Source organism: Streptomyces sp. YJ-C3 (genome assembly GCF_053891275.1).
This window is the reverse complement of the sequence record NZ_CM132685.1, coordinates 6,678,849-6,696,223: the sequence shown is the minus strand read 5'-3', so window position 1 is coordinate 6,696,223 and position 17,375 is coordinate 6,678,849. Positions and strand designations below refer to the sequence as shown.

15 protein-coding genes are annotated in these 17,375 nt (G+C 69.5%); 9 read left to right on the top strand and 6 right to left on the bottom strand.

Annotated elements, in window-relative coordinates:
• The first annotated feature begins 116 nt into the window (after positions 1 to 116).
• The 8 genes from ACVHNB_RS30115 (at position 117) to aroQ (ending at position 9,267) form a co-directional block, all read left to right on the top strand.
• The gene (locus ACVHNB_RS30115) at positions 117 to 971 is read left to right on the top strand and encodes an MHYT domain-containing protein (protein WP_428955382.1); all 855 of its coding nucleotides are present in this window, start codon (positions 117 to 119) and stop codon (positions 969 to 971) included.
• A gap of 60 nt (positions 972 to 1,031) precedes the next feature.
• Positions 1,032 to 3,167: an excinuclease ABC subunit UvrB gene (gene uvrB / locus ACVHNB_RS30110; protein ID WP_456226308.1), complete on the top strand. Its 2,136-nt coding sequence runs from the start codon at positions 1,032 to 1,034 to the stop codon at positions 3,165 to 3,167.
• Between the two features lie 193 nt (positions 3,168 to 3,360).
• Complete coding sequence (locus ACVHNB_RS30105) at positions 3,361 to 3,930, top strand: TerD family protein (protein ID WP_428957701.1); 570 nt, start codon at positions 3,361 to 3,363, stop codon at positions 3,928 to 3,930.
• A gap of 10 nt (positions 3,931 to 3,940) precedes the next feature.
• Positions 3,941 to 5,833, top strand: a complete 1,893-nt coding sequence (locus tag ACVHNB_RS30100) for a TerD family protein (RefSeq protein WP_456226307.1) — start codon at positions 3,941 to 3,943, stop codon at positions 5,831 to 5,833.
• Between the two features lie 231 nt (positions 5,834 to 6,064).
• Complete coding sequence (locus tag ACVHNB_RS30095) at positions 6,065 to 7,054, top strand: TerC family protein (RefSeq protein ID WP_428955385.1); 990 nt, start codon at positions 6,065 to 6,067, stop codon at positions 7,052 to 7,054.
• Between the two features lie 131 nt (positions 7,055 to 7,185).
• Entirely contained in the window at positions 7,186 to 7,494 is a 309-nt protein-coding gene (locus ACVHNB_RS30090) for a hypothetical protein (protein ID WP_428955386.1), read from the top strand.
• 70 nt (positions 7,495 to 7,564) lie between these two features.
• The gene (locus ACVHNB_RS30085) at positions 7,565 to 8,665 is read left to right on the top strand and encodes a calcium:proton antiporter (RefSeq protein WP_428955387.1); all 1,101 of its coding nucleotides are present in this window, start codon (positions 7,565 to 7,567) and stop codon (positions 8,663 to 8,665) included.
• Positions 8,666 to 8,793: 128 nt separating this feature from the next.
• Positions 8,794 to 9,267 (top strand): type II 3-dehydroquinate dehydratase, encoded by a 474-nt coding sequence (gene aroQ, locus ACVHNB_RS30080; protein ID WP_456226306.1) that lies wholly within the window; start codon positions 8,794 to 8,796, stop codon positions 9,265 to 9,267.
• 8 nt (positions 9,268 to 9,275) lie between these two features.
• Here aroQ and ACVHNB_RS30075 read toward each other — a convergent pair whose 3' ends face one another.
• From ACVHNB_RS30075 to ACVHNB_RS30055, 5 genes are all read right to left on the bottom strand, one after another.
• Positions 9,276 to 10,025, bottom strand: coding sequence for an amino acid ABC transporter ATP-binding protein (locus tag ACVHNB_RS30075; RefSeq protein ID WP_428955389.1), 750 nt, complete (start codon positions 10,023 to 10,025; stop codon positions 9,276 to 9,278).
• Positions 10,022 to 10,903, bottom strand: a complete 882-nt coding sequence (locus ACVHNB_RS30070; protein WP_428955390.1) for an amino acid ABC transporter permease — start codon at positions 10,901 to 10,903, stop codon at positions 10,022 to 10,024. The genes ACVHNB_RS30075 and ACVHNB_RS30070 overlap by 4 nt, the downstream gene beginning before the upstream one ends.
• Entirely contained in the window at positions 10,900 to 11,772 is an 873-nt protein-coding gene (locus ACVHNB_RS30065; RefSeq protein ID WP_456226305.1) for an ABC transporter substrate-binding protein, read from the bottom strand. The genes ACVHNB_RS30070 and ACVHNB_RS30065 overlap by 4 nt, the downstream gene beginning before the upstream one ends.
• Positions 11,773 to 11,904: 132 nt before the next feature.
• On the bottom strand, positions 11,905 to 12,561 hold the full coding sequence (locus ACVHNB_RS30060) for an MBL fold metallo-hydrolase (protein WP_428955392.1): 657 nt from the start codon (positions 12,559 to 12,561) through the stop codon (positions 11,905 to 11,907).
• A 9-nt stretch (positions 12,562 to 12,570) separates the two neighbouring features.
• Positions 12,571 to 13,296: a maleylpyruvate isomerase family mycothiol-dependent enzyme gene (locus ACVHNB_RS30055; protein WP_456226304.1), complete on the bottom strand. Its 726-nt coding sequence runs from the start codon at positions 13,294 to 13,296 to the stop codon at positions 12,571 to 12,573.
• Between the two features lie 277 nt (positions 13,297 to 13,573).
• Here ACVHNB_RS30055 and uvrA point away from each other — a divergent pair, with 277 nt between their 5' ends.
• Complete coding sequence (gene uvrA / locus ACVHNB_RS30050) at positions 13,574 to 16,669, top strand: excinuclease ABC subunit UvrA (RefSeq protein WP_456226303.1); 3,096 nt, start codon at positions 13,574 to 13,576, stop codon at positions 16,667 to 16,669.
• A gap of 115 nt (positions 16,670 to 16,784) precedes the next feature.
• Here uvrA and ACVHNB_RS30045 read toward each other — a convergent pair whose 3' ends face one another.
• On the bottom strand, positions 16,785 to 17,369 hold the full coding sequence (locus ACVHNB_RS30045; RefSeq protein WP_428955395.1) for a YceI family protein: 585 nt from the start codon (positions 17,367 to 17,369) through the stop codon (positions 16,785 to 16,787).
• Between the last annotated feature and the right edge of the window lie 6 nt (positions 17,370 to 17,375).

Below are 17,375 nucleotides of genomic sequence, written 5' to 3'. Positions count from 1 at the left end.
CGGACGTTCTCGTGTGAGCTTTAATCTCAGCCTCGATCGCGGTCGCCCCATGGCCGTAGTTCAGAGGAACGAGCGGGACATCTCGGGCAAAAGCATGGGCGGAAGGGCTGCGGGACATGCAGGGGACGGTCGACGGCTTCAGTTACGGACTGGTCACGCCACTGGTGGCGTACTTCATGGCCTGCCTCGGAGGCGCTCTCGGCCTTCGATGCACCACCAGATCGCTCCTCGTCGCCAACACCTGGCGGGCCGGCTGGCTCGCGCTCGGTTCCGCGGCGATCGGCTCGGGCATCTGGACGATGCACTTCATCGCGATGATGGGCTTCAGCGTCGAGGACGTGCCGATCCACTACGACAAGGCCCTCACGTTCGCGAGCCTCGGCGTCGCCATCGTCATGGTCGGCATCGGCGTCTTCATCGTCGGCTACCGAGGAGCGACCGGCCCCGCCCTGTTCACAGGAGGCACGATCACCGGCCTGGGGGTCGCGTCGATGCACTACCTGGGAATGGCCGGAATGCGGCTTCACGGGACGATCGAGTACAACACCTTCCTCGTGGGCGCCTCCGTGGTGATCGCCATGGTGGCCGCCACCGCCGCACTCTGGGCCGCCGTCCAGGTCCGCGGCATCCTGTGGAGCCTCGGCGCGAGTCTCGTCATGGGGCTCGCCGTCTCCGGCATGCACTACATGGGCATGGCCGCCGTCAGCGTCCATACCCACGGTTCCGCCACCGGATCCCCCGGAGGGGACTCGGCCGCCGGGATCCTCGCCCCGATGATGATCGGCCCCCTGTGCTTCCTGCTGCTGGCCGGCGTGGTCGTCATGTTCGACCCGCTGATGGTCATGGGCCGCCCCGACTGGCGCGACGCCCGGGAGGCGGCGGAGCTGGAGGGCCGTCCGCAGCGCCGGCCCGTCCCGCGCCCGCGCCGCACCCCGGACCGGCAGGCCCCGCGCACCCCGCAGGGCTGGTGACCCGCGGCCCCGAGGGCGGATCGGGCCCGGTTGTCAGTGGTGGGTCGTACGGTGGATTCCATGCGGCCCGTATCCAAGATCGAACGCACGGTGGCGCCCTTCGAGGTCGTCAGCCCGTACCAGCCCAGCGGTGACCAGCCCGCGGCCATCGCCGAGCTGGACAAGCGCGTCCGCGCAGGTGAGAAGGACGTCGTCCTGCTCGGCGCGACCGGCACCGGAAAGTCCGCCACCACGGCGTGGATGATCGAGAAGCTCCAGCGCCCCACCCTGGTGATGGCACCGAACAAGACGCTGGCCGCCCAGCTGGCCAACGAGTTCCGCGAGCTGCTGCCGAACAACGCGGTCGAGTACTTCGTCTCGTACTACGACTACTACCAGCCCGAGGCGTACGTCCCGCAGTCGGACACCTACATCGAGAAGGACTCCTCGATCAACGAGGAGGTGGAGCGCCTGCGCCACTCCGCGACGAACTCGCTGCTGACCCGCCGCGACGTCGTGGTCGTCGCCTCCGTCTCGTGCATCTACGGCCTCGGCACGCCGCAGGAGTACGTGGACCGCATGGTCCCCCTGAAGGTCGGCGCCGAGATCGACCGGGACGACCTGTTGCGCCGCTTCGTCGACATCCAGTACACGCGCAACGACCTGGCGTTCCAGCGCGGCACCTTCCGGGTGCGCGGCGACACCATCGAGATCTTCCCCGTCTACGAAGAGCTCGCGGTCCGCATCGAGATGTTCGGCGACGAGATCGAGTCGCTCTCCACCCTCCACCCCCTCACCGGCGAGGTCATCAGCGAGGACGACTCGCTGTACGTCTTCCCGGCGACCCACTACGTGGCGGGCCCCGAGCGCCTGGAGCGCGCGGCCAACGACATCGAGAAGGAACTGGGGGAGCGCCTCGCCGAGCTCGAGAAGCAGGGCAAGATGCTCGAAGCCCAGCGTCTTCGCATGCGGACCACGTACGACCTCGAGATGCTCCGCCAGATCGGCTCCTGTTCCGGCGTGGAGAACTACTCGATGCACTTCGACGGCCGCGAGCCCGGCTCCCCGCCGAACACGCTGCTCGACTACTTCCCGGACGACTTCCTCCTGGTCATCGACGAGTCGCACGTCACCGTGCCGCAGATCGGCGCCATGTACGAGGGCGACGCGTCCCGCAAGCGCACGCTCGTGGACCACGGCTTCCGGCTGCCGTCCGCACTCGACAACCGCCCCCTGAAGTGGGAGGAGTTCCAGGAGCGCATCGGCCAGACCGTCTACCTGTCGGCGACGCCCGGGAACTACGAACTCTCGCGCGGCGACGGCTTCGTCGAGCAGATCATCCGCCCCACCGGCCTCGTCGACCCGGAGGTCGTCGTCAAGCCCACCGAGGGGCAGATCGACGACCTGGTGCACGAGATCCGCACGCGCACCGAGAAGGACGAGCGCGTCCTGGTCACCACGCTCACCAAGAAGATGGCCGAGGACCTCACGGACTACTTCCTGGAGCTCGGCATCCAGGTGCGCTACCTGCACAGCGACGTCGACACCCTGCGCCGCGTCGAGCTGCTGCGCGAGCTGCGCGCGGGCGAGTACGACGTCCTGGTCGGCATCAACCTGCTGCGGGAGGGCCTCGACCTGCCCGAGGTCTCCCTGGTGGCGATCCTCGACGCCGACAAGGAGGGCTTCCTGCGCTCCGGCACGTCCCTGATCCAGACCATCGGCCGCGCCGCTCGTAACGTGTCGGGCCAGGTCCACATGTACGCCGACAAGATCACCCCGGCGATGGAGAAGGCCATCGACGAGACCAATCGCCGCCGCGAGAAGCAGATCGCGTACAACGAGGCGAACGGTATCGACCCCCAGCCCCTCCGCAAGAAGATCAACGACATCGTGGCGTCCATCGCGCGCGAGGACGTCGACACCGAGGAACTGCTCGGGACCGGCTACCGCAAGGGCGGCAAGGACGGAAGGGGCGCCAAGGCCCCCGTCCCCTCGCTCGGCAAGGCGGACACGGGCAAGAAGAAGCGTGGCAAGGCCGCGGAGACCGTTCCCACCGACCGCCCGGCGGCCGAACTCTCCGAGCAGATCGAGGAGATGACCGAGCGGATGCGGGCCGCCGCGGCGGACCTCCAGTTCGAGATCGCGGCACGCCTGCGCGACGAGGTGTCCGAGATGAAGAAGGAGCTGCGGCAGATGAAGGAGGCGGGCATCGCCTGACCTGCCCCGCGGGCGGGAGGGGCGGTGTGTTGCAGGACCGCCACAAAATCCCGCCCGCGGTGGCCGCGTTGTCAGCGCCGCCCTCTAGGGTTTGGACCAACCGCGTGGACCGCGCGGCAACAGGGGACGGTTCGAGAGGGGACAGCGCGTGACGGCCGATTCTGCCGGTTTTTCCAAGGGACCCGGCGTCAGTTTGACCAAGGGCCAGGCGATCAGCCTGGAGAAGAAGGGCGGCGGCACCCTCACCGCCGTGCGCATGGGCCTCGGCTGGCAGGCCGCACCGCGGCGCGGCCTGTTCGGCACCCGGACCCGCGAGATCGACCTCGACGCGTCCGCGGTCCTCTTCGCCGGCAAGCAGCCCGTGGACGTGGTGTTCTTCCGCCACCTCGTCAGCGACGACGGCTCCGTGCGGCACACCGGTGACAACCTGGTCGGCGGTGTCGGCCAGGGCGGCGACGACGAGGCGATCCTCGTCGACCTCGCGCGCGTGCCCGTCCACATCGACCAGATCGTCTTCACGGTCAACTCCTTCACGGGCCAGACCTTCCAGGAAGTGCAGAACGCGTTCTGCCGCCTGGTCGACGAGACGACCGGCCAGGAGCTCGCGCGCTACACGCTGGACGGCGGCGGCCAGTACACGGCGCAGATCATGGCCAAGGTGCACCGGGACGACGCGGGCGGCTGGAAGATGACGGCCCTGGGCACGGCGGCCAACGGCCGTACGTTCCAGGACCTGATGCCCGCGATCCTGCCCGGCCTGTAGCGGGTCCACGATGGCGGCCGAACTGGTGAGGGGGCAGAACCACCCCCTCACCCAGACCCGTCTGGAGATCCGGGTGTCGGCCGGCCGGCCGGTCGTCGCGGGCGCCACGCTCGCCGACGACCGGGGCACCGTGCACGGCACCGGGCGCGTCGCCCACCCCGGCGCGCCCGCGCTGCCCGGTCTCGAAGTCCCGCGCCAGGCCGCGGCCGACCACCGTCTCGCCGTCGACCTCGACGCGATGCCGGCGGACGTGCACCGCGTCACCGTGCTGCTCGCCCTGCCGGTCACCGCCGGCGGGCCCACCCGGTTCGGTGCCGTGGCGGCCCCGTTCGTCGCGGTCACCGGACTCGACGGCGTCGAAGAGGCCAGCTACACCATCACCGACCTCGACACCGAGTCGGCTGTCACCGCCCTCGAGCTGTACCGCAGGCAGGGCGCCTGGAAGGTCCGCGCCATCGGCCAGGGGTACGCGGACGGACTCGCCGCCCTCTTCGCCGACCAGGGTGTGCCCGACGCCCACGCGCTGGCGGGCACCATCCACGCCGCCGTCGCCCAGGGCCTGGCCCGCGCGGTGACGCCCCCACCGCGCCCGGCCGACGAGGCCCAGGTCCGCGCGGCGGCCACCGCGGGACACGCCTCGGGCGCCCTGCCGCCGGCCGCCCCCGCCGGTCGCGGCAGCGGTTCCGACGGCCCCATCGACTACACGCACCCGGGCCGCCAGGCACCCCCGCCCCCGCCCGCCGCACACCCCGCCGAACCGGGACGGCCCGCCGTCCCCGTCGCGGGCGACGCCACCGGCTGGAGCATGGAGGAGCGGCTCTACAACCAGGTGTGGGGCATGTTCGAGGACCTGGCCCGCACCACGGCCGCCTACCGCAGCGCCGTCGACTTCGCCGACTCCCGCCAGGAACAGGAACTCGATCGGGTCCTGTCCGACCCGCGCGGCCGCATCGGCGGCCAGGCGGACGCCGCGCGCGAGGCCGCAGGCGCCCGGCACGGCGCCCTGGTCGACCGTGCGCGGGAGGCCCTCGACCGGGACATGGCACAGCTCGTCGCCGAGTCCGAGGTCGTCGAACCGGCGCTCCCGGCGGCGTACGCGGACTGGGACAACCCGTGCTGGCACGCCTACCGCAGCCCCATGGAGCTGCCCATGGCCGTCCGCGTCGGCGATCTGCGGCTGCCCGAGAGCGAGAGCGCCGGCCTGCGCGTCCCGATGCTCGTACGGCTGCCGCTGGAGCGCGGCCTCTGGATCGACTCGGGTGCCTCCGCCGCCGACGCCCTCACGGACGCCGACGAGCTGCGGGCCCGGGCCGCGCACACCGCGCTGGTGCACGCGGCGCGGCTGCTCGCGATCTACCCGGCGGGCGAGTTCAGCGTGCACGTGATCGACCCCGCGGGCACGGCGTCGGGCGCGCTCGCCCCGCTCGTCGACGCCGGGGTGCTCGCCGGTCCCGTCGCCCGGGGCGCGGCGGGCGTCGCCGAGACGCTGACCCGGCTGACCGAGCGCGTCGACCTCGTCCAGATGGCCGTCAGGAGCGGTGCGGTCGACGCGCTGCCGGCCGATCTGGACGTCGCCGAGCAGCTGCTGATCGTGCACGACTTCCCGCACGGCTTCGACGACCGCGCCGTGACCCGGCTGCGCTACCTCGCGGACGAAGGACCGCAGGTCGGGGTCCACCTGATGCTGGTGGCCGACCGGGCGGACGCCGCCGAGTACGGGCCGCTCCTGGACCCCCTGTGGCGCGCGCTGCTGCGTCTGACGCCGATTCCCGACGATCACCTGGCCGACCCCTGGGTCGGACATGCGTGGACGTACGGGCCGCCGACCGTCCCGCAGGGCAGCGCCGTCCTGCGGCAGGTGCTCGCGGAAGTGTCCAGGGCCCGTCGGGAAAGAGGCCTTTGACCTGCACGCTTGAGGACCTCTTTACCTAAACCTTTACCTTTCATGGGTCTTTCGAGTAGTCTTCTTGACGCGGAGGGGAGTACTCCCACGCGGCGTTCCCGTCAGTACGGACGACCCGGCCCGATGGCCGTCGATCCCGGGGCGTCGGCCCGAGGCGCATCAGCTGCCCGGGTGGAAGAGACCTCCGGCAGCGACGACGCTGATCAGTAGCCGTACGACGCCGGAGGCGCAGTGGACGTATCGATGACCCTGTGGGTGCTGACCATTCTTGGTCTGTGTGCCCTGATCGCGGTCGACTTCTTCATCGGGCGCAAGCCCCACGACGTATCCATCAAGGAAGCCGGGATCTGGACCGTCGTCTGGATCGCGCTCGCCGTGCTCTTCGGCATCGGCGTGACGATCTGGGGCAGCAGCCAGGCCGGCGGCGAGTTCTTCGCGGGCTTCATCACGGAGAAGTCGCTCAGCGTCGACAACCTCTTCGTCTTCATCCTGATCATGGCGAAGTTCTCGGTGCCCACCCACCTCCAGCAGCGCGTGCTGCTGTTCGGCGTGCTCATCGCCCTCGTACTGCGGGCGATCTTCATCGCGGCGGGCGCGGCGGTCATCGCCAACTTCTCGTGGGTCTTCTACATCTTCGGCGCGTTCCTGATCTACACCGCCTGGAAGCTCATCCAGGAGGCGATGTCGGACGACGACGAGGAGGAGTGGGACGAGAACCGCCTCCTGAAGTCCATCGAGAAGAAGTTCGGCGTCGCCGACCGGTACCACGGCACGAAGCTCTTCATCCGGGAGCACGGCAAGAAGATCATGACGCCGCTGCTCGTCGTCATGCTCGCCATCGGCATGACCGATGTGCTGTTCGCGATGGACTCGATCCCCGCGATCTTCGGCCTGACCCAGGACCCGTACATCGTCTTCACGGCCAACGCGTTCGCCCTGATGGGCCTGCGCCAGCTGTACTTCCTCATCGGTGGCCTGCTCAAGAAGCTGGTCCACCTCAGCTACGGCCTGTCGGTGATCCTCGGATTCATCGGCGTGAAGCTGGTCCTGCACGCGCTGCACGAGTCCGGTGTGCACGTGCCGGAGATCTCGATCCCGGTCTCGCTCGCCGTCATCTGCGGCGTCCTGATCATCACGACGATCACCAGCCTCATCGCCTCGAAGAAGCAGGCGGAGCGCGAAGCGGCCGAAGCGGCTCAGAAGGACAGCATCGAGGCCTGACGGCGTCGGACGTAGGAATTACCAGCACCGGGTGGTTCCCGCGGCTCATTGCCGCGGGAACCACCCGGTGCTTGCTTGTGCCGTGTAGGTGTCCCGGCCCGGGGCACGACGGCACGACGGGGGAGGACCCCATGAGCGAGAAGTTCGCCCAGATCATCGACTTCGAGACCCGGCGCATCGACGAGCTGCGCGAGCTGCTCGACCGGTTCGAGCAGCAGATGTCGGGCACGAGCGGCGGCCCCACGCACCGCATCATGCTCCAGGACCGCGAACAGTCCGGCCGCTATCTCGCGATCGTCGAGTTCGAGTCCTACGACGACGCGATGCGCAGCAACGCACGACCCGAGGTCGCCCGGTTCAACGAGCAGCTGACGGCGCTGTGCACGCGCCCGCCGGCCTTCACCAACTGCGACGTCAAGGACGTGCGCGAGCTGAAGTGAGGTCCGCTGAACGGGTACCGGCCTCTCGCCGAAGTCGCGCCCCCGCCCCACCCCGGGCACCATCGAAGGCATGATCACCAGACTCCGGGAACTGGCCACACGGTGGACCGTCGCCGTCCCGGTACTGGCGGTCGTGCTGCTCGCGGTCACGTGGGGGCGCGACCTGCCGGGCGTGCTGGTCGCCGTCGTCTCCGTCGTGCTCGCGGGGTCCGTCCTCGCGGCGGTGCACCACGCGGAGGTCGTCGCCCACCGGGTCGGCGAACCGTTCGGCTCGCTCGTGCTCGCCGTCGCCGTCACGATCATCGAGGTGGCGCTCATCGTCACCCTGATGGCCGACGGCGGCGCCAAGAGCTCCACGCTCGCCCGCGACACGGTGTTCGCCGCCGTCATGATCACCTGCAACGGCATCGTCGGCCTCAGCCTGCTCGCGGGCTCGCTGCGCCACCGCGTGGCGATCTTCCAGTCCGAGGGAACCGGCGGAGCCCTGGCCACCGTGGCCACGCTCGCGACCCTCTGCCTGGTCCTGCCGACCTTCACGACCAGCAAGCTCGGCCCGGAGTTCTCCACCTCCCAACTGGTCTTCTCGGCCGTCGCCGCGGTCGTCCTGTACGGACTCTTCGTCGCGACCCAGACCGTGCGCCACCGCGACTACTTCCTGCCGATCACCAAGCACGGCGAGGTCATCGACGCCGACGACCACGCGGACGTGCCGACCACGCGCACCGCCCTGATGAGCCTCGGCATGCTCGCTCTCGCGCTGATCGCCGTCGTCGGACTCGCCAAGGGCGTCTCGAAGACGATCGAGCACGGCGTGGAAGCCGCGGGCATGCCGCAGGCCGTCGTCGGCGTGATCATCGCGTTGCTGGTGCTGCTGCCGGAGACCATCGCGGCGCTGCGGGCGGCCCGCCGCGACCGCGTGCAGACCAGCCTCAACCTCGCGCTCGGCTCCGCGATGGCCAGCATCGGACTGACGGTGCCGGCCGTCGCCATCGCCTCGTTCTGGCTGACGGGACCGCTCGTCCTCGGGCTCGGCGCCACCCACATGGTGCTGCTCGCACTCACCATGGTGGTCAGCACCCTGACCGTCGTCCCCGGCCGTGCCACGCCACTACAAGGTGGCGTGCATCTGGTGATCCTCGCCGCATATGTAGAACTCGCCGTCACTCCGTGAGGCGGACCGCCGGCACGTCCCCGTATGCGTGAGGGTGCTGATCCCGGAAGCCAAGAGGCAGGTCCCGGCCGCTCGAAGCCTCCGTGATAGACCCTCAAGGAGCATCCGCCCGACGTACGGAGACCCTTGTGCCGCACACCCTCGCCACCGCGCCGATCATGGTCCTGAACGGCCCGAACCTGAATGTCCTCGGCAAGCGCCAGCCGGAGATCTACGGTCGCGACACCCTCGCCGACGTCGAGGCCCTCTGCGTCAAGGCGGCCGCCGCCCACGGCGCCACGGTGGACTTCCGGCAGTCCAACCACGAGGGCGAGCTGGTCGACTGGATCCACGAGGCACGCGAGAACCACGTCGGCATCGTCATCAACCCTGCCGCCTACTCGCACACCTCGGTCGCGATCCTGGACGCGCTCAACACCTGTGACGGCCTGCCCGTGGTGGAGGTCCACATCTCCAACATCCACCAGCGCGAGGAGTTCCGGCACCACTCCTACGTGTCCCTGCGCGCCGACGGCGTGATCGCCGGATGCGGCGTGCAGGGCTACGCGTTCGGCGTGGAGCGGGTGGCGGCCCTGGCCGCACCGGGCACCGCACAGGCGTAGAACACCACCTAGAGGCGGCCGGCGTCCACGATCCGCCGCAGGAACTGTCGCGTACGTTCCTGCCGCGGATCCCCGAACACGGCTTCCGGGGCGCCGCGTTCCAGCACCACCCCGCCCTCCAGGAAGCACACCTGGTCGGCCACCTCACGGGCGAAGCTCATCTCATGAGTGGCCAGCACCATGGTCATGCCCTCGTCCTTCAAGTCGCGTACGACGTCGAGGACCTCACCCACGAGCTCCGGGTCGAGAGCCGCCGTGATCTCGTCGAGGAGCAGCAGCCGGGGACGCACGGCGAGGGCCCGGACGATCGCCGCGCGCTGCTGCTGGCCGCCGCTGAGCCGGTCCGGGTACTCCTGGGCCTTCGCCCCGAGCCCGAGGCGCTCCAGCAGCCCCCTGGCCCGCTCCTCGGCCTCCTGCCGCGCGAGGCCGTGCACCCGGCGCGGCGCGAGCGTGACGTTCTCCAGGACCGTCATGTGCGGGAACAGGTTGTAGGCCTGGAAGACCACGCCGATCCGCCGCCGCACGGCGTCCGCGTCCGCACGCGGATCGGTGATCTCCTCGCCGTCCAGCCAGATCGCCCCGTCGTCGATCTCCTCCAGGAGGTTGGCGCAGCGCAGCAGCGTCGACTTGCCCGAACCCGACGCACCGATCAGCGCGGTCACGGTGTGCGGCGCGACCTCCAGGTCGACATCGCGCAGTACGACCGAGTCGCCGAACGTCTTGCGCACGGACTCCATCCGCAGCACGGGCTCGGTCATACGGGACCTCCTTGTGCCCGGCGCCGGTCCATACGGGCCGTCACCCAGTCGGTGAAGCGGGTCATGGGGATGGTGAGAGCGACGAAGACCAGGCCCGCGACCACATAGGGCGTGTAGTTGAAGTCCTTGCCGGCGATGATCTGCGCCGCGTACACGGCATCCACCGCACCGCCGATGGACACGAGACCGGTGTCCTTCTGGAGCGACACCAGATCGTTCAGCAAGGGCGGCACCACACGGCGTACCGCTTGAGGCAGCACTACATAGCGCAGCGTCTGGCGGTTGTTGAGCCCGAGGGAACGCGCGGCGGCCCGTTGCGAGGGGTGGACCGATTCGATTCCCGCGCGGAACACCTCGGCGACGTAGGCCGAATAGGTCAGGACCAGCGCGGCGCCGCCCAGGATCACCGGGTCGGTGGTCACACCCTGGAGACGCAGGGCGGGAACCCCGAAGATGACCATCAACAGGCAGATGATGAGGGGCAACCCACGGAAGAAGTCCGTGTAGGCCGTCGCCAGAGCGCGCACCGGGAAGAACACGGGCCCGCGCAGCGTGCGCGCGAGGGCGAGCAGCAGCCCGAGGACGAGCACGCACGCACCGCACACCAACAGCAGGCGCACGTTCAGCCACAGGCCTTCCAGGACCTGCGGCAGCGCCACGCGCGCGTAGTGCGCACTGAAGAAGGTCTCCTTCGTGCGCGCCCAGCCCGGGGAGTTGACGATGACGGCGAACAGGACGGCGCCGGTCACCAGAGTGCTGAGCGCCGCCAGGGCGGTCGCCCGGCGCGCACGGGTCCGCTTGTAGCGCTCGCGCGCCAGACGCCGCTCGGAGGGTATGTACGCGTCCTCGGGGACGGACACCTGCTTCACGACGGTCACTTGAGCACCGGCGCGTCGACGGCGTCCGACAGCCACTTCTTCTCCAAGGAGGCGAGGGTGCCGTCCTTGCGGAGGGCGTCCACGGCACCCGTCACGCACGACGTCAGCTCGCTCTCCTTGTCGAGAACGAGGCCGAACTGCTCCGGAGAGCCGGCCGAGTTCTCGAACTGCCCCACGACCTCGGCGTCGGTCACCTCGGCGCCCGTGATGTAGAAGGCGGTCGGCAGGTCGACGACGATGGCGTCCACCTGGCCGTTCTTGAGGGCGGACTTGGCGAAGTCGTTCTTCTGGTAGACGGCGGGCTTCTGGGACGGCTTCACGAGGTCGTTGACGAAGTCCAGGCTGGTGGTGCCCACTTGGGCGCCCAGCTTCACGTCCTTCAGGTCGGCGACGGTCCTCGCCTTCGCGGCCTTCGACGACTTCAGGGCGACGACGGCCTGCCGCACGTCGTAGTAGCCCGACGAGAACGCCACGGCTTTCTTGCGGGCGTCACTGATCGACACCTGATTGATGTCGAAGTCGAACTTCTTCGCACCCGGCGCGAAGGAACTGTTGAACGGCACGGTCTGCCATGTCACCTGGCCCTTGTCGTAGCCGAGCCGCTTCGCCACGGCGTACGCGACCGCCGACTCGAAGCCCTTGCCGTTGGACGGGTCGTCGTCCTGGAACCAGGGAGCGTAGGCGGGCTTGTCGGTGCCCACGGTGAGCTTCCCGGACGCCACCGTGGAGAGCTTGCCGGGGGAGCAGGAGGCGGCCGTGGCGGGCTTGCCCGCGGCCTTCTCGTCGGGCTCGGGGGCGCAGGCCGCGACGGCGACGAGAACGACGGCGGAGCAGACGGCAAGGCGCGTGGCGCGGTGGGCGAGAGACATGGCGGGAGACTGACAGCGCACAACCCCGTATGTCGAGGTCAGCTCGACAACTGTCCGCATACTGGGAGCGGGCGTTGCATTCTTGTGAACAGTCGTCCGCAGAGCCGGTTTTGGCCCACAGGCGCCTACATGTCACCAGCCCCGCGCGCGCCACTCCTGAAGGTGCGGCCGCTCGGCCCCCAGGGTCGTGTCGTTCCCGTGCCCCGGGTAGACCCAGGTCTCGTCCGGGAGCCGCGCGAAGATCTTCGTCTCCACGTCGTCGATGAGACTCGCGAAGGCCTCGGGGTCCTTCCACGTGTTGCCGACGCCGCCCGGGAAGAGGCAGTCCCCGGTGAAGACGTGCGGGTGCCCGTGCGGGTCGTCGTAGACCAGGGCGATGGAGCCCGGCGTGTGGCCGACCAGGTGGCGGGCCGTGAGCGAGATCCGGCCGAACTCGATGGTGTCCCCGTCGGCGACGGCGACGGCCGTCGGCACCGGAATGCCCTCGGCGTCCTCGCGCCCCGCGTACGTGCGCGCGCCAGTGGCTTCCACGACCTCCGCGAGGGCCTGCCAGTGGTCGCCGTGCCGGTGCGTGGTGACGACGGCCGCGATGCCGTCGTCACCGATGAGGCGGAGCAGCGTCGCCGGCTCGTTCGCCGCGTCGATCAGGAGCTGCTGGTCGGTCGCGCGGCACCGCAGCAGATAGGCGTTGTTGTCCATGGGCCCGACCGCGACCTTGGAGATCATCAGGTCCTGCAGCTCGTGCACGTCCGCCGGGCCGCCGACCTTCACCGTTCCGCTGTACGTCATGGGCTCAGCCTATAGCGGGGGCAACGCGGGCAGGGAGCCCCGGTCGACGGAGAGGGCGGCGCCGTCCCTGCGCCCCGACAGCCACCCCAGCAGGTCCGCCTGGCGGCCCCGGACGACGATCCCGAGCGGCGGGACCGCGCCGTCCTCGATCTCCTCCACGGAGAGGGCCTGTACGGCGCCCGTCGAGATCATGCGGCCGTCGTCCTGCTTGATCAGCAGCGGCGGCAGCCCCGAGTGATCGCGGAAACGCTTCGCGAGGAAGTTGATCTCCCGCTGGGTGAACTCCGGCGAAAGGTCCTCCAGCTCGTAGCCGATGCCGAGGTCCACATGGTGCAGCTCGACCTCGATCCAGCGCCGGAACGGCACATTGGAGGCGGTGTCCTTGACGCCGTTGCGCAGCTCCACGGTGCGTGACCAGTCCGCGTCCTCGGCCCCCACGCCCCGGAAGCGCTCCGCGCTCTCCCGGAGATCGTCGACCTGGGCGCGCAGCTCCCGCGGGGCGTCCCGCTCGATGTCGGCGTCGCGCGCCTGGGCGCTCACGTACATGGGCCGGCCGGCCAGCACGTTGACGAGCGCGTCCGCGTTCCGGGCGAGATGGGCGAGCACATGACCACGGCTCCAGCCCGGAAGCCGTGACGACTCGGCCACGGCGGCGTTGTCCAGGGAGTCGACCGCAGTGAGCAGCCGGTCGGTCGCTTCGCGTACAGACACCAGGTCGCGCACATGATCGCTCATGGCGCCGACGATATCCCTGCCACACGTTCGGGTGAAGGTGGCCGACCTGGCGCGGAAATCGAATGTACGTGCTATAAGGTCGACCGCGGCATCGGGCATTCTTGGTGGTCCGGGTTTGTTATGAACCAGGGAAACCAACCGGCGCTGTCAGTGGCTCCCCCTAGTCTTCGAAACGACAGTCTTCTCGGGACTTCTCCAGGTCGTCCTCGAGAGTCAGACCTCGCGAGACGGGGGCCCCGCCCCTGTCACCCCTCTCTCCAGAAAGGTGCGGACCGGCGTGGCCGACCGTCTCATCGTCCGTGGCGCGCGCGAGCACAATCTCCGGAATGTCTCGCTCGACCTCCCGCGCGACTCCCTCATCGTCTTCACCGGTCTGTCCGGCTCCGGCAAGTCCTCGCTCGCGTTCGACACGATCTTCGCCGAGGGGCAGCGGCGCTACGTCGAGTCGCTGTCCTCGTACGCCCGCCAGTTCCTCGGCCAGATGGACAAGCCGGACGTCGACTTCATCGAAGGCCTCTCGCCGGCCGTCTCGATCGACCAGAAGTCGACCTCGCGCAACCCGCGCTCCACGGTCGGCACCATCACCGAGGTCTACGACTATCTGCGTCTGCTCTTCGCGCGCATCGGCAAGCCGCACTGCCCCGAGTGCGGCCGCCCCATCGCGCGCCAGTCGCCGCAGGCCATCGTCGACAAGGTCCTGGAGCTGCCCGAGGGCAGCCGCTTCCAGGTGCTGTCGCCGCTGGTGCGCGAGCGCAAGGGCGAGTTCGTCGACCTCTTCAGCGACCTGCAGACCAAGGGCTACTCCCGCGCGCGCGTGGACGGCGCGACGATCCAGCTGTCCGAGCCGCCCACCCTGAAGAAGCAGGAGAAGCACACCATCGAGGTGGTCGTCGACCGCCTCACCGTGAAGGACTCCGCCAAGCGCCGTCTGACGGACTCCGTGGAGACCGCGCTCGGCCTGTCCGGCGGCATGGTCGTGCTCGACTTCGTCGACCTCCCCGAGGACGACCCCGAGCGCGAGCGCATGTACTCGGAGCACCTGTACTGCCCGCACGACGACCTGTCCTTCGAAGAGCTGGAGCCGCGCTCCTTCTCCTTCAACTCGCCCTTCGGCGCCTGCCCCGACTGCACGGGTATCGGCACGCGCATGGAGGTCGACCCCGAGCTGATCGTCCCCGACGAGGACAAGTCGCTCGACGAGGGAGCCATCCACCCGTGGTCGCACGGCCACACCAAGGACTACTTCGGCCGCCTCATCGGAGCGCTCGCCGACGCCCTCGGATTCCGTACGGACATCCCGTTCGCCGGGCTGCCGCAGCGCGCCAAGAAGGCGCTCATCTACGGCCACAAGACGCAGATCGAGGTCCGCTACCGCAACCGGTACGGCCGGGAGCGCGTGTACACAACCCCCTTCGAGGGCGCCGTGCCGTTCGTGAAGCGCCGCCACAGCGAGGCCGAGTCGGACGCGAGCCGCGAGCGCTTCGAGGGCTACATGCGCGAGGTGCCCTGCCCCACCTGTGAGGGCACCCGCCTCAAGCCGATCGTCCTCGCCGTCACGGTCATGGAGAAGTCGATCGCCGAGGTCTCGGCGATGTCCATCAGCGACTGCGCCGACTTCCTGAGCAAGCTCACGCTGAACGCGCGCGACAAGAAGATCGCCGAGCGCGTCCTGAAGGAGGTCAACGAGCGGCTCCGCTTCCTCGTCGACGTGGGCCTCGACTACCTGTCGCTGAACCGGGCGGCGGGCACGCTCTCCGGTGGCGAGGCCCAGCGCATCCGGCTCGCCACCCAGATCGGCTCCGGACTCGTCGGCGTCCTGTACGTCCTCGACGAGCCGTCCATCGGTCTCCACCAGCGCGACAACCACCGCCTCATCGAGACGCTCGTCCGCCTGCGCGACATGGGCAACACGCTCATCGTGGTCGAGCACGACGAGGACACCATCAAGGTCGCCGACTGGGTCGTCGACATCGGCCCCGGCGCGGGCGAGCACGGCGGCAAGGTCGTGCACAGCGGTCCGTTGAAGGAGCTCCTGAGCAACGCCGAGTCGATGACCGGCAAGTACCTGTCGGGCAAGAAGGCCATCCCGGTGCCGGACATCCGCCGCCCCGTGGACCCCGCGCGCCGCCTCACCGTGCACGGCGCCAAGGAGAACAACCTGCGGGACATCGACGTCTCCTTCCCGCTCGGTGTCCTCACGGCCGTCACCGGTGTCTCCGGCTCCGGAAAGTCCACGCTGGTCAACGACATCCTGTACACGCACCTGGCGCGGGAGCTGAACGGGGCGCGGTCCGTCCCCGGCCGGCACACGCGCGTGGACGGCGACGACCTCGTCGACAAGGTCGTCCACGTCGACCAGTCGCCCATCGGCCGCACGCCGCGGTCGAACCCGGCGACGTACACCGGAGTCTTCGACCACGTCCGCAAGCTGTTCGCCGAGACCACCGAGGCGAAGGTCCGCGGCTATCTGCCCGGTCGCTTCTCCTTCAACGTCAAGGGCGGCCGCTGCGAGAACTGCTCCGGTGACGGCACCATCAAGATCGAGATGAACTTCCTGCCGGACGTGTACGTCCCGTGCGAGGTCTGCCACGGTGCGCGCTACAACCGGGAGACCCTGGAGGTCCACTACAAGGGCAAGTCCATCGCCGAGGTGCTGGACATGCCGATCGAGGAGGCCCTCGACTTCTTCGAGGCCGTTCCCGCGATCGCCCGCCACCTCAGGACGCTGAACGACGTGGGCCTCGGCTACGTCCGCCTCGGCCAGTCCGCGCCGACCCTCTCCGGCGGCGAGGCCCAGCGCGTGAAGCTCGCCAGCGAGCTGCAGAAGCGCTCCACGGGGCGCACGGTCTACGTGCTCGACGAGCCGACCACCGGTCTGCACTTCGAGGACATCAGCAAGCTGATCACGGTGCTCTCCGGCCTTGTCGACAAGGGCAACTCGGTGATCGTCATCGAGCACAACCTCGACGTGATCAAGACCGCGGACTGGGTCGTCGACATGGGCCCCGAGGGCGGCAGCGGCGGCGGCCTCGTCGTCGCCGAGGGCACCCCGGAGCAGGTCGCGTCCGAACCGGCCAGCCACACCGGCAAGTTCCTGCGCGACATCCTCGGCGCCGACCGGGTCAGCGACGCGAGTGTGCCCGCTGCCCGGACCCGCAAGAGCGCGGCGAAGAAGACCGTGGCGGCCACCAAGGCCCCGGCCAAGAAGACGGCCACGGCGAAGACGGCCGCCAAGTCGACCGGAAGCAAGGCGACTTCGGCCGCGAAGAAGGCGACGCCCGCCAAGCCGACGGCCAAGACCGGCAAGACGGCCAAGACCGCGGCGACGAAGCCCGCCGCCAAGAAGACGACCACCCGGGCCCGCAAGGCCTGACGGAAGCGGAGCGGCCCGACCCCGGCCGCTGCGCCGGCCGGATCCAGTTGGTCACGCTCCGTAAAAACTCAGGCGCCCCGCGGGAACTCCCCGCGGGGCGCCGTCCGTTCCATGGTCAGCCGGCCTGGTCCTGCGGTTCACGAGGCTCCACGAACTGCATGTCCAGTTGAAGCTTGACAACATCACCGAGCAGACCGCCGCCGAAATCGAGCCCGAAATCGCTGCGCCGGATCTCCCCCGTCGCCTCGAACCCGGCATGCCGGCTCCCGTCCACCGGCACATCGACGACCCCGCCGAACTCCACGTCGAGCGTCACCGGACGAGTCACGTCCCCAATGGTCAACTCGCCCGCCATGGACCAGTCCTCGTCCGCGCCGCTCACCTCCGTCGAGCGGAAGGTCATCGTCGGACGCCGCTCCACGTCCAGCAGGTCCGCCGAGCGGGTGTGAGCGTCACGATCGGCATTGCCCGTGTCGATCGAGGCGAGCGCGATCGTGGCCGACACCCGCACATCGGCCAAGGTCTCGCCCACCCACAGGTCCGCCTCCACCTCGGCGAAGCGGCCGCGCACCTTCGCGATGCCCAGGTGCCGGATCGTGAAGTTCACCGCGGAGTGCAGCGGATCCAGCGTCCAGGCGCCGGGCGCGAGCGGCAGAGGGGCGGTCGAAGTCGTCGTGGCCACAGTGTTGTTGTCCGTCATGCGCCC